Annotated in this window: 10 protein-coding genes; 5 read left to right on the forward strand and 5 right to left on the reverse strand. The window is 63.3% G+C overall.

What is annotated here, in order from left to right; genetic code table 11:
• Positions 1-13 precede the first annotated feature (13 nt).
• From ACZ5WT_RS03935 to ACZ5WT_RS03945, 3 genes are all read right to left on the reverse strand, one after another.
• The gene (locus ACZ5WT_RS03935; protein ID WP_464286081.1) at positions 14-1279 is read right to left on the reverse strand and encodes an aspartate kinase; all 1266 of its coding nucleotides are present in this window, start codon (positions 1277-1279) and stop codon (positions 14-16) included.
• A 154-nt stretch (positions 1280-1433) separates the two neighbouring features.
• Positions 1434-2351, reverse strand: a complete 918-nt coding sequence (locus ACZ5WT_RS03940; RefSeq protein ID WP_464286082.1) for an aminoglycoside phosphotransferase family protein — start codon at positions 2349-2351, stop codon at positions 1434-1436.
• Positions 2352-3086: 735 nt separating this feature from the next.
• Positions 3087-3551, reverse strand: a complete 465-nt coding sequence (locus ACZ5WT_RS03945; protein ID WP_464286083.1) for a hypothetical protein — start codon at positions 3549-3551, stop codon at positions 3087-3089.
• 384 nt (positions 3552-3935) lie between these two features.
• On the opposite strand from ACZ5WT_RS03945, the gene ACZ5WT_RS03950 reads away from it, so the two are divergent.
• Positions 3936-6158 (forward strand): methyl-accepting chemotaxis protein, encoded by a 2223-nt coding sequence (locus ACZ5WT_RS03950; protein WP_464286084.1) that lies wholly within the window; start codon positions 3936-3938, stop codon positions 6156-6158.
• 12 nt (positions 6159-6170) lie between these two features.
• Here ACZ5WT_RS03950 and ACZ5WT_RS03955 read toward each other — a convergent pair whose 3' ends face one another.
• Positions 6171-7067, reverse strand: a complete 897-nt coding sequence (locus tag ACZ5WT_RS03955) for an aldo/keto reductase (RefSeq protein ID WP_464286085.1) — start codon at positions 7065-7067, stop codon at positions 6171-6173.
• Between the two features lie 102 nt (positions 7068-7169).
• Here ACZ5WT_RS03955 and ACZ5WT_RS03960 point away from each other — a divergent pair, with 102 nt between their 5' ends.
• On the forward strand, positions 7170-8072 hold the full coding sequence (locus ACZ5WT_RS03960; protein WP_464286086.1) for a LysR family transcriptional regulator: 903 nt from the start codon (positions 7170-7172) through the stop codon (positions 8070-8072).
• Here the strand turns inward: ACZ5WT_RS03960 and ACZ5WT_RS03965 are convergent.
• A complete protein-coding gene (locus ACZ5WT_RS03965; protein ID WP_464286087.1) occupies positions 8069-10072 on the reverse strand; it encodes an autotransporter domain-containing protein in 2004 nt (667 codons plus the stop codon). The two genes, ACZ5WT_RS03960 and ACZ5WT_RS03965, sit on opposite strands and share 4 nt — an antisense overlap.
• Before the next feature lie 182 nt (positions 10073-10254).
• Between ACZ5WT_RS03965 and ubiG the strand changes: the two genes are divergently transcribed.
• The 3 genes from ubiG (at position 10255) to ACZ5WT_RS03980 (ending at position 14548) form a co-directional block, all read left to right on the forward strand.
• Complete coding sequence (gene ubiG / locus ACZ5WT_RS03970) at positions 10255-10995, forward strand: bifunctional 2-polyprenyl-6-hydroxyphenol methylase/3-demethylubiquinol 3-O-methyltransferase UbiG (protein WP_464286088.1); 741 nt, start codon at positions 10255-10257, stop codon at positions 10993-10995.
• Positions 10996-11446: 451 nt separating this feature from the next.
• On the forward strand, positions 11447-13291 hold the full coding sequence (ilvD, locus tag ACZ5WT_RS03975) for a dihydroxy-acid dehydratase (RefSeq protein ID WP_464286089.1): 1845 nt from the start codon (positions 11447-11449) through the stop codon (positions 13289-13291).
• 279 nt (positions 13292-13570) lie between these two features.
• Complete coding sequence (locus tag ACZ5WT_RS03980; protein WP_464286090.1) at positions 13571-14548, forward strand: VOC family protein; 978 nt, start codon at positions 13571-13573, stop codon at positions 14546-14548.
• Positions 14549-14593 lie beyond the last annotated feature (45 nt).

The raw sequence follows: 14593 nt of genomic DNA on the forward strand, positions 1-14593 counted from the left end.
CCTCGGCGGGAGCTCAGTCGTCCTTCTTGTCCAACCCGTAATAGGTATGCAGAGCGCGAACCGCAAGCTCGGCATACTGTTCATCAATCAAAACCGAGGTCTTGATTTCGCTGGTGGTGATCAGCTGGATGTTGATGCCCTTGTCGGCCAGGGCCTTGAACATCGAGGATGCAACGCCTGCATGGCTACGCATGCCCACGCCCACAACCGAGACCTTTGCCCCGCCCTTGGAGCCGCTGAGACGCGCATATTCAATGCGATCGCCGGCATTCTGCAGCGTCTTGATGGCCTTGTCATATTCGCTGTCGGGGACAGTGAAGGTGATGTCGGTGGTCGCGCCATCATCGGCAATATTCTGCACGATCATGTCAACGATGATGCCCTGGTCGGCCAGCGTGCCAAAGATGGCGGCCGCCACACCGGGATTGTCCTTGACGTCGCGCAGGGTGATCTTGGCCTCTGCCTTGGCGAGCGTCACGCCCGAAACGATCTGCTTTTCCACGATCTCTTCCTCATCGCAAACCAGTGTACCCGGAACGCCGGGGGTCCCGTCGGGCGCCACCTGCGGCGCATCGGGGTCAGCAAAACTTGAACGCACGGTCAGGCGCACCTTGTGCGCCATGGCCATTTCGACCGAGCGGATCATCAGCACCTTGGCGCCGAGCGAGGCCATTTCCAGCATTTCCTCGAAGGAAATCCGGGTCAGGCGCTGCGCCTTGGGCACGATGCGCGGGTCAGTCGTGTAAACGCCGTCCACATCCGTATAGATATCGCAGCGATCGGCGCCAATGGCGGCCGCCACGGCGACGGCCGACGTATCCGAACCACCGCGGCCCAGAGTCGTCACGCGGCCATGGGGCGAGATGCCCTGGAAACCGGTAATCACGGGCACCCAGCCGTCCTTGAGACGCTTGTTGAGTTCGGTCGGATCGATATCGACGATACGGGCGGCGCCATGGGCATCGTCGGTATGGATCGGCACCTGCCAGCCCGAGAACGAGCGCGACTGCACGCCCATTTCGCTGAGCACGATGGCCATGAGGCCCGCGGTAACCTGCTCGCCCGATGCGACAACCGCATCATATTCGCGGGCGTCATGCAGTGCGCTGGCTTCATTGACCCAGCCAACGAGCTCGTTGGTTTTGCCCGACATGGCGGAGACGACAACGACAACCTCGTTGCCGGCTTCGACTTCACGCTTAACGTGACGTGCCGCCTGGCGGATACGTTCGACGGAGGCGACGGACGTGCCTCCAAACTTGACGACGATACGGGCCAATTTGTCCCCCGAGAAACCACCGAACCCGGCGGTACGCTAATTCAGGCGACGACATACGACAGATGCAAAGCACAATCAACGCCGATGGTGCCGCGCCTGCGATGTCGCATGCGGGGATGGGGGAAGCTGGCCGCCTCGAGCGTCAAGCAGCGTCTTAGGCGACGGTCCGGGTGAGCCGGTCAATAGCGGCCAAGGCGGGCGGCCCCCACGTTGCCTTGCCGCCGGGCCGTCCGTGGCTCCCATCGTCGCCGATAATCAAACAAACCAGGGCTTTGAGAAGCGCCCACCCTCGTGCGCGCCGCATCATCGGTTCGTCGGCGCCATGAACGTATCGCTCATAGAACCGATCGCTCGCCCCATCTGGCAGCAATAGCCACGCTGCACCAAGATCACAGGCAGGGTCCCCCGCGCACAGGTCGCCAAAGTCGACAACGCCGCAAAGGCGGCCATCCTTGACCAGCACGTTCGCGGGATGCAGGTCCGCGTGTATCCACGTTGCCGGACCGTTCCATTCGGAAGCAGTCGCTGCATCCTCCCAAACATTTCGCACCTTGTCGGAATTCTCGATCAGCCCACGTTCAGTCGCCATATCGAGAAATTGGGTCATTCCGTCAGCAGAGGCCGACAGTGACCCACCGCGTCCATGGCGCCCAACAGGTGCCGTTGATGGTGCGGGCTTATGAAGAGCCGACAGGAAGCCGGCCAGTGCGTCTGCCGCTGCAAAACCGTCGGTAACTGGCATTCTATCGGCGGGCTCGCCAGGAACCCAAGAGGTGACAATCCAGCTGCGCGGGAACACGTCAGACGGCTGACCGAGCCTTTTCGGGACTGGTATTGTCAACGGCAGGCGCGATGCCAGGCCGGGCAGCAAATTGTACTCTTTCAGCAGCAGGTCGTCCGCATCGTCAGTAGCCCATGGCAATCGTACGGCAAGGTCCGCGCCCAACCTCCACAATTGATTATCCCAACCCAGTGCGCCCAGCGTTAGCGGCAATCCGGCAAGATCGGGATGTTGCTGGCGAAGCAAGCCAGCAATGAGGTCTGCGGTGATTTCGACCTTCGAGTTGTCCATGACAGTCCCTCCATCCCTCCCGCATAGACGGCCAAGCAATTAGTCCAAATTATGTAGCGTCAGTTTTGGAGCTTAGGCGGGCGTCAGTTCAAACGGCCGAACTGGGGTGGGCTGCTGACATTTTTTTTTGGGGGGGTGGGGAGCAGAAGGGCAGCTTCTGGACTTCCAAGGGTAGGTGGCGGACATATATGGAATCGCCAACCCGGGCGCTTCGGCCTCTATCCTCGCATCTGAGAGCCTAACAGGAGCGGTTCCCGGCGCGGTTCGTCAGCAGTGGTGCGAAGCACCAATGGGGCAAGCCTCGAGATGGAGCCTGCCGTGTCAAACGCGTCGATAGTCGGCCGAATGCGTGAGGTCGTTGCTTCGCTAAGAAGTCGAAAAATCAGCACATTGGAAGCGGAAGACTCGCTTGAGAGCCACGCGAGTGCATTGGAAAGCCTACCAGAGAATCTAAGGCGCGAACTCGGATCACTCACTCACGAACTAGTAACGTCCGAATGGGAAGAAGATATGCAGTTCGCATTTCCTCTGACGCACGAAGTAATGGCTCGTATCGAGAACTGGTTGGACAGGGTACCGGCTTGAGGAGCACGAATCCGACACCCACCACATGTGGGCAGTACGACAGCCAGACGCCCGTCGGAAATGCCGGGGTCAATTGGTAAGCAGACTGGCATCGGGTAAGATAACTCTTCTTCGAATGGGATGTCCGGAGAGCTAGTAGTCAACGTGGAGCTACCTGGGGTCCATCTCTGGGGTCCATCCAGCATCAATTCGCTCAATCAGCAGCGTATCATTGCAGACGCCGCGGATGGAAAGACTTCGCTGCTCCTTCGTGAGTTCTCCGACCCGCCACTCCTTTTCTCCATCCCATAACCACCACGCATCTACTTTGCCGGTCACGGGGTCCTGGAGACCAGCACAACGAAACGTGGGGAAGGGCTGCGCGTGGGGCGGCACGGCTACATTGGCCGCCACCGAAAGAATACCTCGGTTAACCGCAGCACCGAGCGGGAAGAAAATCATGAACGCCGGCCGAGAGCGTACTATCGCATCGAATTTGATCGGTCGCGAGGCGTGGTGCTCACCGAATATTCTCAGCAACGCGCCGTACTGCACATGTTTGTGCGTGAACTGAGCATAGGAGAGACCCTTCTTGGTGGGTATCTCAACGATATCGCCGATTTTCACTCGTTTCATATCAAAGTCCGGATCGCCACTGCCCGGGGGAAGCTTCAGACAACTCGAGGAGTTGCCTCTGACCTTCCAGCATCACCAGCTGCCACCAGCGTTGAGTCCCTAAGAAAGAACTCTTCGAGCAGTCGTTCTGCCAAACCACGTCCACACCGTCGACACGCACGGACTGCGACGTCACGGACGGGCACTCCAGCCCTTGAAAGTCCTTGAGTAGCACTCAGCATCTGGCCAACTGAATGAAATGTCATGCAAATTTCATACACCCCCGGCAATGCCCGGCCCTGCGGTAGTTTGCAGGGATTGTGACAACTGCAAGACAATCCCGTTTGCAACTCATTTACGCCCGCCTCTCTATTGCCCGAGCTGAATGTGTTCTCGGGGTGCATTATGCTCTTCTCGAAAGTCACCATTGCCGGCCGGATCTATGCTTCTTTTGCCGTGATGATCGGCCTGCTGGCTATCCTGACATTTCTGGCCGTTGCCGGCGTGCAGACCATTGCAGGCACGCTTGACGGCTTTCGCGCCGCGACCGACGAAGCCACCCATGTGCGCAGCCTGACCACGACGCTGACCAGCGCCCGTCTGGCGGTGCAGAACTATGCGGCTGCCCCCAGCCCCGCCAGCGCGGAACTGGCCAGCCAGAGCATTGCCGGCTTGACCGCTCTGGGGGCCAACAGCGACATGGCGCCGGATATTGTTGCCTATGGTGCCGAAGCGGCCACGCTGATTGCCCTCGACAACGCGCTTGCCGTTCAACTGGTCGAGCTTGACGCCGCCGGCATTTCTGCGACCCAGACGCTGAGCGCGATGATCGGCCAGTCCTCCCAGTCCGCCAATCTCAATGCCAAGGCTGCCGCGCTGGCAGGCCTTGCGATGCAGAACCTGTTGCAATTGCGTCTGGGCGTCGCCGACCTGATCAAGTCTCCGCAGGCGGCGCAACTGGCCGCGGCTCTTGCTTCCGCGGACGCGTCCGCCGCTGCATTGGTCGATCTGCGTGCCACATTTTTTAGAACCGAAGACCTGGCGAGCGTCGATTCAGTATCGGCGGCACTTGCTGCCTATGGTTCAGAGGTGCAGGCCGTCTTCGCGCGCCTGACCGAACGCGAAACGCTGCGCACTGCCCTTGCAGACCTTGAACTGGTGTTGGAGCAGGCCTCTGCGGCGGCATCGGACCTCAACGCGGCGCGGCAGGCCGAGAGTGAGACTGTTGCGGCAGCGAACTCGGACGCCGTCCAAGCCTGGGTTTTGGTGACGGGCTTTCTATCGCTGGCCATTGGTGGAGCTCTGGCCTTCCTGATCGCCCGCTGGCTGTCGCGCACCATCCGGCAACTGGCGTCGGCGACTGAGCGGCTGGCCGAAGGCGACTTTTCCGTCACGCTGCCTCAGGCCGACCCGCGCAATGAGCTGGGCCGGATCGCCCAGGCCCTCCAGATCTTTGGCACGAATGGGCGCGCCTTGCAGGTCGAGCAGGAAGCACGGGCCGAGGAACTGGCCAGCCAGCGTGTGCGGCAGGAGGAACTGGCCCGCTTCCAGCGCGCTCTCGCCGATCTGGCCCATGCCGCCGCCCGGGGCGATTTGCGGCAACGCCTGCCCGGCGACTTTGCCCTTGCCGAACTTGCCCCAGTCGCGGCCAGCATCAATCAACTGCTGTACACCATCCAGCGCGGACTTGCCGAGACATCCTCCGTGCTAGCGGCCGTCGCCGATGCCGACCTGACACAACGCGTCACCGACGACTATGAAGGCGATTTTGCCGTGCTCAAGCGGAGCACCAACGGCGTGGCCGACCGCCTGTCACACATCATGCAGGATTTGCGCATCACATCGCTTTCACTCAAGACCGCCAGCGAGGAGCTCCTCTCCGGCGCCACCGATCTGGCAAACCGAACGTCGCGTCAGGCCCTGGCCGTCGAAGAAACCTCGACCACCATGCGTCACCTGTCGCAAACCGTGCAGCAGAACGCCGCCCAAGCGCGCGACCTCAACGCCGATGTCGAAGCCGTGGCCCGGATTGCCGCCGACGGGGGTGCCGCGATGCAGCAGGCCAATGGCGCCATGCAGCGGATCACCGATGTCTCGACGCGAATCGTCAGCATCATCGGCATGATCGACGACATCGCGTTCCAGACCAATCTGCTGGCGCTCAACGCCTCGGTTGAAGCGGCCAGGGCCGGAGAAGCGGGCAAGGGCTTCGCGGTTGTCGCCATCGAGGTGCGGCGCCTGGCGCAGTCATCTGCTGCCGCCTCCGCCGATATCAAAACACTGATCGAAACCAGCGTCAGGGAAATCACCAATGGCACGCGCCTGGTCTCGGCCGCTGCCACCAGCCTGCTGGAGGTCCAGTCGAGCCTGACCCACAGCGCTGCCCAGATGAAGCAGATCGCCGTCGCCAGCGGCGAACAGGCCTTTGCCCTCGAAGAGGCAGGCCACGCCGTAGCTACAATCGACGATATGACCCATCGCAATGCCGCTCTCGTGGAGCAGCTCAATACCGCTCTGGCGCAAACAGGCGAGCAGGCCGCCGAGCTTGATGAAGTGGTACAATCCTTCACGCTGGCGCAGCCGGGGCCGGATCGTGTTGAACCGCGCCGTGCCGAACACGCCGCCTAGCGGCCTGCCGCCTCAGCCCCGCCATGGCTCCGCCTCCGGAATATCTCGGCTGAAATTGGCGAGGCTGATCATGTCGGGGTCGGGGCCGCCGCGGAGACCGGTGTCGAGGGCGTCGATCTCGGCCATCTGCTGGGGCGTCAGCACGAAATCGAACACCGCGAAATTCTCGGCAATGCGGGACGGTGTCACCGATTTCGGGATCACCGACCGGCCATGCTGCAGTCCCCAACGCAACATCACCTGCGCCGCGCTCTTGCCATGCGCCGCGGCGATTTCGAGAATGGCCGGATCGGCGAGCGTGCTCTTTTCGCCGCCCCGGTAGAAAGTAATGCCGCCAATCGGCGACCAGGCCTGGGTGAGGATGCCCATCTGGTGGTGCAGGCGTTCCACTTCGGGCTGCTGGAAGTACGGATGCAGTTCGATCTGGTTCACGGCCGGCACCACCTGGGCCTTGTCCAGCAGCTGTTCGAGGTGATGCGGCATGAAATTGCTGACGCCGATCGCCCGCACCTTGCCCTCGCCAAGCAGCGTTTCGAGGGCGCGATAGGCGCCGCGCGTCCGCTCGAAATCGGGGGCCAGCGGCTGGTGCAGGATCAACAGGTCCAACTGCTCGACGCCGAGCTTGGCCCGGCCCTTTTCGAAGCCGTGCAGGGTTTCGTCATAGCCGTAATCATTGATCCAGATCTTGGTCTCGATGAACACATCCCCGCGCGCCAGGCCCGAACGGGCAATCGCCTCGCCCACGCCGCGTTCATTGCCATAGGCGGCGGCAGTATCGATGTGGCGGTAGCCGACGCGCAGCGCTTCAGCCACGGCCGAACGCGTCTGGTCGGGCGGGGTCTGGAACACGCCATAGCCGAGCGCCGGCATCTGGACGCCATTGTTGAGAGTGAGTGAGGGGACGGACATGCAGGGATTCTCCCGTGGAGGATGCCACCAATTTATTCCCGGCGTGCTGATGCGATAATCCGATATAATCGGCATGAGCTTATGCGCCTGGAGCAATAATCAATGCGGGAGAATATCAACGACCTGCTGGCCTTCGTTGCCGTCGCCACCGACCGCAGTTTTACCCAGGCGGCCGCGCGGCTGGGCATGTCGCAGTCGTCGCTGAGCCGCACGGTGCGCCGGTTGGAGGAGCAAATCGGGGTGCGCCTCCTCACCCGCACGACGCGCATCGTCTCGCCGACCGAGGCGGGACAGCGCCTGCTCGTCAGCGTCGGGCCGCGGCTCGACGAGATCGAGTCCGAACTGATCGCCCTGGGCGCGCTGCGCTCCCGCCCCGCTGGCACTGTCCGCATCACCGCCAGCGAATACGCCGCCGAAACCGCGCTCTGGCCCAAGCTCGCCGCGGCGCTGCGCGACTATCCCGACATCAAGGTCGAAATCGTCAGCGACAATGGCTTTGTCGATATTGCCGCGCAGGGCCTCGATGCCGGCGTGCGACTCGGGGAAAGCGTCGAAAAGGACATGATCGCGGTGCGCATCGGGCCCGATGGGAGACTGATCCCGGTGGCCTCACCGGCCTATCTCGCGGCGCACGCCACGCCCATAAGGCCGCAGGATCTGGTCGAGCACAACTGCATCAACCTGCGCCTCGTCGGCAGCGGAGCCCTTTATGCATGGGAGTTTGAACGCGACGGCCACCCCCTGCGCGTTCGCGTCGACGGGCAGCTGACCTTCACCTCGATCTCCCTGTCCATCGATGCCGCCGTCAGGGGCTACGGCATTGCCTTTGTCCCCGAGGAGGCGGCAACCCCCGCTATCGTCAGGGGCGAGCTCGTGGCACTGCTGGACGAGTGGTGCCCACTGATCCCGGGCTTTCATCTCTATTATCCCAGCCGCCGCCAGCAATCGCCGGCCTTTCAGGTCATCGTCGACGCCTTGCGGCATCGCCCCACAAGCAGAGCCTAGAACCGCACGCCGATGGCGCCCTGGATACTGGCGGATGCCATGCCGGACGTGCTGTAGCCCACTTCGCCCTTGGCGGAGAAATCATAGCCACCCTGCGTGAAGCCCAGGCTCGCGCCGATAAAACCGCGCGCCTCGGTGGACGAGTTGCCCGCGAGCGTAATGGTCCCGCCCGGCAGCGCTGCGCTCACCGCGCCGCCCTCTGTGATCGTGCCTTCCGCACCAACCTTGACGCCCGCGCGCCAGCCGCCGGGCATGTCATCGAGCTTGAGTGTACCCAGTTCGATTTCTCCGCGCGCATTGAGCACATGGGTCAGCTGGGACCCCAGCGTCAGGTTGCTGGCCGAATTGGTTTCGGCGTAACCGCCCTGATAGATGCCCGCATAGAGCACCGAAATGCTCGGCGTCAGCCGGGCTGGTCCGAGATCGTGATCGAAGCCCAACGTCACCGACGGGCTGACAAAGACACCCGAATACTGGCCATTTGCCGTTTCCACGCCACCGGCCACCATGTTGTTGATGACCTGGCGCGCGCTGCGGTTGAAGGTTGCGCCGATTGAGGCAGTGGCGTCGACGAAGGCCGAGCCGAACTGGACCGCACCATAGCCGCCACCTACCAGGGTCGTAGTCTCCACGCTGGAGCCGCCGCTCAAGCGTACGACGCCACCGCCCAAGCCGGCGAACAGCCCCGCCAGGCTGTCCTCGGACAGACGCGCATCAAAGCCCATGAGCCCGCCGCCCTGGCTGCTCTGCACGCCGGCCTTGCCATTGCCGGGCGCAGTCGCACCGCCATAGGCGCTGACCCAGGCGCCGAAATCCTCGTTCGGGGCAAAGTCGGGGAAATCCGGCGCAGCTGGTGTGGGCGCATAGGCCAGGGGCAGGCCGCTGCCGCCGGAAAGGCCCGCGCGACGTCCGTCGACATGACCACGCACCGTACCGGCAACGGCCCCGTTAGCGGCCGCTGCCGCAGTGCCGCCGGCGCCAGTCGCCTCGGCCGAGACCACCACAAGCACATTGCCGGCGACGTTATAAGCCTGCCCATTGGTGTTGATGACTCCGGGAACCCCGGTGAGCGTCAGCCTGGCATTCAGGCCCGGGCCGATATTGAGCGTCGCCGACGCCGCCTGATCAAAGCGGATGCCGCCCTCGACGACCGAGCCCGCCAGCAGCGTCAGTGTCTGATCGGCCTGTCCCATATAGATGGCTTCGGCCTGCTGGCTGGCCACCGTGCCGCTATTGATCACGGTCATCCCGCGGGCATTGGCATAAATGGCCTGCGCGCCGGTGCCGCTGGTGCGGATGGTCCCGCTATTGGTCACGACGTTCCTGCTGTCGAGTCCGGCGCCGTACCAGGCATAAATGCCGATGGCGCCCGCGCCGCTGGTCGTCAGGGTGCCGCTATTGGTGATGGAAGTCTGCGAACCCCACAGGGTGATGCCATTGGCCGTGGTGCCGGCCGTGTCGATCAGGCCGTTATTGACGACAACGGCATGATTGGCGTTCTCCACATAGACGCCATAGGAGGAGTTGTTCGCCCTGGTTGAAATCGTGCCGTTATTGGTGATCGAGAAATAGTCGGCAACGGCATAAACGCCATAGGCGCAGTCGGCATAGGTGATGATGCCGCCGAAATTGACCAGCTCAGTATTGAGAGCGGTCGAGTGAATGCCATAGGACGAAAGGCCATTGGTCGAGATGGTGCCGTGGTTGCGGATGCGCGCGGCCGCGCCATTGACCACCACGCCATGCCCGGCCCCGCCCAGGGCCTCGACGACACCCCGGTTGGTCAGCAACTGACTGGCCGCATTCATCTCGACGCCATTGCCGCTGACCGAGACCTTGCCGCCGCCCTCGACTGACAGCGTATCGCCGGACCCGGGCAGGATCTGCGTTGTGGTTTCGGTCTGCCCGCTCACAATGGCCGTGTCCGTCGCCTGGGCCGGATGCGCCACAACAGCCATCACCACTATCGCTGGCAGGGCCGCGAACCGCTTCGTCTTCATTCTGTCCCCCCAGCGACAGCGCAGCGCGCCATAGCTCCATCGAATCAATGCTTTAAAATGATTTAACCCGTTCGCCGCCCACGGACAAATCAGGATTGCATGCCCCTTCACCGAGCATTGGCTTGCCTCCCCCCCCTGCTCCGGCTCATATGCGCCAAACAGAGCCAGCCGCGAGCGCCATCATGACCGCCACCACCATCAACGACGCCGAAATCGCCAAATTCACCGCGATGGCGGAGGAGTGGTGGGACCCCAAGGGCAAGTTCAAGCCGCTGCACAAGTTCAACCCGGTGCGCCTGGGCTATATCCGCGAGCACCTGCTCGCCCATTTCGGCCGTGATGGCGGCGCCATGCGCCCGTTCGAGGGCCTGACCATTCTCGATGTCGGCTGCGGCGGCGGCCTGCTCTGCGAACCGCTGACCCGGCTTGGCGCCACCGTCACCGGCATTGATGCGGCCGAGCGCAATATCGCCATCGCGCGCCTGCATGCCGAGCAGACCGGCCTCGCCATCGATTACCGCGCCACCACCAGCGAGGCGCTGGCCGCCGCCGGCGAGCAATATGATATGGTGCTCAACATGGAAGTGGTGGAGCATGTCGACAATGTGCCGCTCTACATGAAGAGCTGCGCCGACCTGGTGAAGCTGGGCGGGCTGACGCTGACCGCCACCATCAACCGCACCGCCCGCGCCTATGCGCTAGCCGTGGTCGGCGCCGAGCGCGTGCTGCGCTGGCTGCCGGTGGGCACCCATGACTGGAACAAGTTCCTCACCCCCGACGAGATCAAGGCGCTGCTGACGCGCAACGGGCTGACCGTCACTGCCGAAACCGGGGTGGTGTTCCACCCCCTGGCCGACGAGTGGCGCCGCTCCCGCGACATGGGCATCAACTACATGATCATGGCCAAAAAGTCCGCCGCCTGAGACTAGCCGCTGTCACCCCAATAGCCCTCATGGTGCGGCGCCGCGAGCCTCGAACCATGGGGCGCCCACTTACCCATCTTATCCCCGCCCCATCACCGTGCCCTATACTCCCCTCATCTTACCGGGATGCGAGCGGCGCTGCAGCGACCGGTGTCCGGCAAGACTGCCGGGAGGGGTGAGGTCGCGCTTCACCCTGGGTCCGCGGAAGGTGGTTCGCCACCAGAGAGTCCGCCCACCAGAAATCCCGACGCCCCGAGGCGATCCTCGTCTCACTATTTCCTCCCTCCAGAGGCGATGACCGCCTCGGGGCTCCGCTCGTACAATCCCGTCGACCACCACCCAAACAGTACCGTACGGTACGGTACGTTTTGATTGATACTGGATTGGAATGGGTCTAAGAAAGAAGCTAACAGCGCCACATCAATGCGCATCGCGTTTCGAGGACATTTCTATGCCAGCATATCGTTCCCGCACCACCACTCATGGCCGCAACATGGCGGGCGCGCGTGGCCTCTGGCGCGCAACGGGCATGAAGAACAGCGATTTCGGCAAGCCGATCATCGCCGTGGTCAATTCCTTCACCCAGTTCGTGCCCGGCCACGTCCACCTCAAGGATCTCGGCCAGCTGGTCGCACGCGAAATCGAGGCGGCCGGCGGCGTCGCCAAGGAATTCAACACCATCGCGGTCGATGACGGCATCGCCATGGGCCATGACGGGATGCTCTATTCGCTGCCCAGCCGCGACCTGATCGCCGACTCGGTCGAATACATGGTCAACGCGCACTGCGCAGACGCCATGGTCTGCATTTCCAACTGCGACAAGATCACCCCCGGCATGCTCAATGCCGCCATGCGCATCAACATCCCAGTGATCTTCGTCTCGGGCGGCCCGATGGAAGCCGGCAAGGCCATGCTCAAGGGCAAGCTGCAGGCTCTCGACCTGGTTGACGCCATGGTGATGGCCGCCGACGATCACTATACCGACGAAGAAGTGCAGGCCGTCGAAGAAGCCGCCTGCCCCACCTGCGGCTCCTGCTCGGGCATGTTCACCGCCAATTCGATGAACTGCCTCACCGAAGCGCTCGGCCTCAGCCTGCCCGGCAACGGCTCGACCCTGGCCACTCACTCCGATCGCAAGCGCCTGTTCGAGGAAGCCGGCCGCACCATCGTCGAGATCACCAAGCGCTGGTACGAGCAGGACGACGCCTCGGTGCTCCCGCGCTCCATCGCCACCAAGGCGGCCTTCGAAAACGCCATGGCACTCGATATCGCCATGGGCGGCTCGACCAATACCGTGCTGCACATTCTGGCCGCGGCCCATGAGGGCGGCGTCGATTTCACCATGGACGACATCGACAAGCTGAGCCGCAAGGTTCCGGTGCTGTGCAAGGTCGCCCCTGCCAAGAACGACGTTCACATGGAAGACGTGCACCGCGCCGGCGGCATCATGTCGATCCTGGGCCAGCTCGATCGCGCCAACCTGCTCAACCGCGCCGAGCCTACCGTGCATGCTCCAACCCTGGGCGATGCCATCGACAAGTGGGACATTTCCCGCACCAATTCCGAAGAAGTGCGCAATTTCTACATGGCGGCACCCGGCGGCGTGCGCACCACGCAGGCCTTCAGCCAGTCCAACCGCTGGACCGAGCTCGACACCGACCGCAAGGACGGCGCCATCCGCTCGTCCGAATACGCCTTCTCCAAGGATGGCGGCCTGGCCGTGCTCAAGGGCAATATCGCCATCGATGGCTGCATCGTGAAGACGGCCGGCGTCGATGACTCGATCCTGAAGTTCACCGGCCCGGCCCGCGTCTTCGAGAGCCAGGACGATACCGTGCGCGCCATTCTCGCCAACCAGATCAAGGAAGGCGACGTGCTGGTCATCCGCTACGAAGGTCCGCGCGGCGGCCCCGGCATGCAGGAAATGCTCTACCCAACCAGCTACCTCAAGTCCAAGGGCCTCGGCAAAGCCTGTGCCCTGCTGACCGACGGGCGCTTCTCGGGCGGCACTTCGGGCCTCTCCATCGGCCACGTTTCACCCGAAGCGGCCGAAGGCGGCACGATCGGCCTGGTTCGCGAAGGCGATACGATCGAGATCGACATCCCCAACCGCACCATCACGCTGCTGGTGACCGATGACGAGCTGGTGCAGCGCCGTCACGATCAGGATCGCCTGGGCTGGAAGCCGGCGCATCCCCGCCAGCGCAACGTCACCCAGGCACTCAAGGCCTATGCGGCTTTCGTGACCTCCGCCGCCCGTGGCGCCGTGCGCGATCTGGGGAAACTCGATTCCTGATCGCTTTGACGGGAATATGAACGTGACATGACGGCTGGCTGGTGCTATTCGCACGGCCAGCCTCTCAGCGGTCTGCCAAGGCTGCTGTTGGGTTAGGTTCGATAGCGGGGATTCCACCCTCCCTATCGAACCGACCTTATCCCCCTCCCCCGACATGATTGTACTGTGACAGCGAACACCGCGTTCGCTTGAGACCCCGTCCCTACACGGGCTTTTGTGGCGCGCGCCACGCCGCGGCCATGCTAGCGGTTTGCCACCGATACCAGCGCGAGCCGTGCCATGACCTCCTTTATCACCCGCCGCACCCTGCTTGCCCTTGCCGGCGCCGCGAGCGCCTCTGCGGCCCTGGCCGGTGCGGTGCGGGCCGAAGGCGGCTGGTCGCTGCTGCCGCCCAGCACCGGCGAAATGTTTGCCACCAATACCCCGCTCCATGTCCGCGACGTGACCCTGCGCGTGCGCGACATGGCGCTGATGACGAATTTCTATGTGCAGGTACTGGGCTTTGCCGTGCTCGACAGCTCCGCCACCTCGACCCGGCTTGGCGTTGATGGCGTCACGCTACTGACCCTCGACCACCGCCCCGACGCGCCCTTTGGCGCGCCCACCGAGGCCGGGCTTTATCACACCGCTTTCCTCATGCCCTCGCGCAGCGATCTCGCCGCCTGGCTCGTGCATGCCGCCATGCTGCAGGTCCAGTTCTCGGGCTTCGCCGACCATCGCGTCAGCGAGGCGATCTATCTCGATGACCCCGAGGGCAATGGCATCGAAGTCTACGCCGACCGGGCATCCGAGCTGTGGAGCTGGAACGGCGACACCGTAGTGATGGGCTCCGAAGCCATCGACTTCGACAGCCTGCTCGGACTGGTGCGCAACGACATCGACACCTATCCCGCCGCGCCCAAGGGCTTGCGCATCGGCCACATCCATCTGCGCGCCGGCGCCATCGAAGCGGCCCGCGCCTTCTACAATGCTGCGCTCGGCCTCGACATCACCAGCGGCCGCGAAGACGCGGTGTTCCTGTCGTCAGGGCGCTACCACCACCATGTGGCACTCAACACTTGGCAAAGCGCCGGAGCCGGCATGCGCGACCCCGATGCAACAGGCCTCGCCCAATTCACCCTGGCGGTGACGGAAGCCCGGCTGATCGAAGACATGCGGGCACGCCTCGCCGCCGCCGGGCATGCGATCGAACAAAATGAAGGTGAACTCATCGCGGCCGACCCCTGGGGAACCGCCATTCGTGTCGCCGTGGTCTAGCGAGCCCATACCACCGGCGCTGCCCGCGGACTTGATCCGCGGGCC

The sequence above is a fragment of the Devosia sp. T2-14 genome (assembly GCF_055397495.1).

Bases quoted from the DNA above. Each gene is read 5' to 3' on its own strand.
- ACZ5WT_RS03940 (WP_464286082.1), bottom strand. From the start codon at position 2,351: ATGGACAACTCGAAGGTCGAAATCACCGCAGACCTCATTGCTGGCTTG.
- ACZ5WT_RS03945 (WP_464286083.1), bottom strand. From the start codon at position 3,551: ATGAAACGAGTGAAAATCGGCGATATCGTTGAGATACCCACCAAGAAG.
- ACZ5WT_RS03950 (WP_464286084.1), top strand. From the start codon at position 3,936: ATGCTCTTCTCGAAAGTCACCATTGCCGGCCGGATCTATGCTTCTTTT.
- ACZ5WT_RS03955 (WP_464286085.1), bottom strand. From the start codon at position 7,067: ATGTCCGTCCCCTCACTCACTCTCAACAATGGCGTCCAGATGCCGGCG.
- ACZ5WT_RS03960 (WP_464286086.1), top strand. From the start codon at position 7,170: ATGCGGGAGAATATCAACGACCTGCTGGCCTTCGTTGCCGTCGCCACC.
- ACZ5WT_RS03965 (WP_464286087.1), bottom strand. From the start codon at position 10,072: ATGAAGACGAAGCGGTTCGCGGCCCTGCCAGCGATAGTGGTGATGGCT.
- ubiG (WP_464286088.1), top strand. From the start codon at position 10,255: ATGACCGCCACCACCATCAACGACGCCGAAATCGCCAAATTCACCGCG.
- ilvD (WP_464286089.1), top strand. From the start codon at position 11,447: ATGCCAGCATATCGTTCCCGCACCACCACTCATGGCCGCAACATGGCG.
- ACZ5WT_RS03980 (WP_464286090.1), top strand. From the start codon at position 13,571: ATGACCTCCTTTATCACCCGCCGCACCCTGCTTGCCCTTGCCGGCGCC.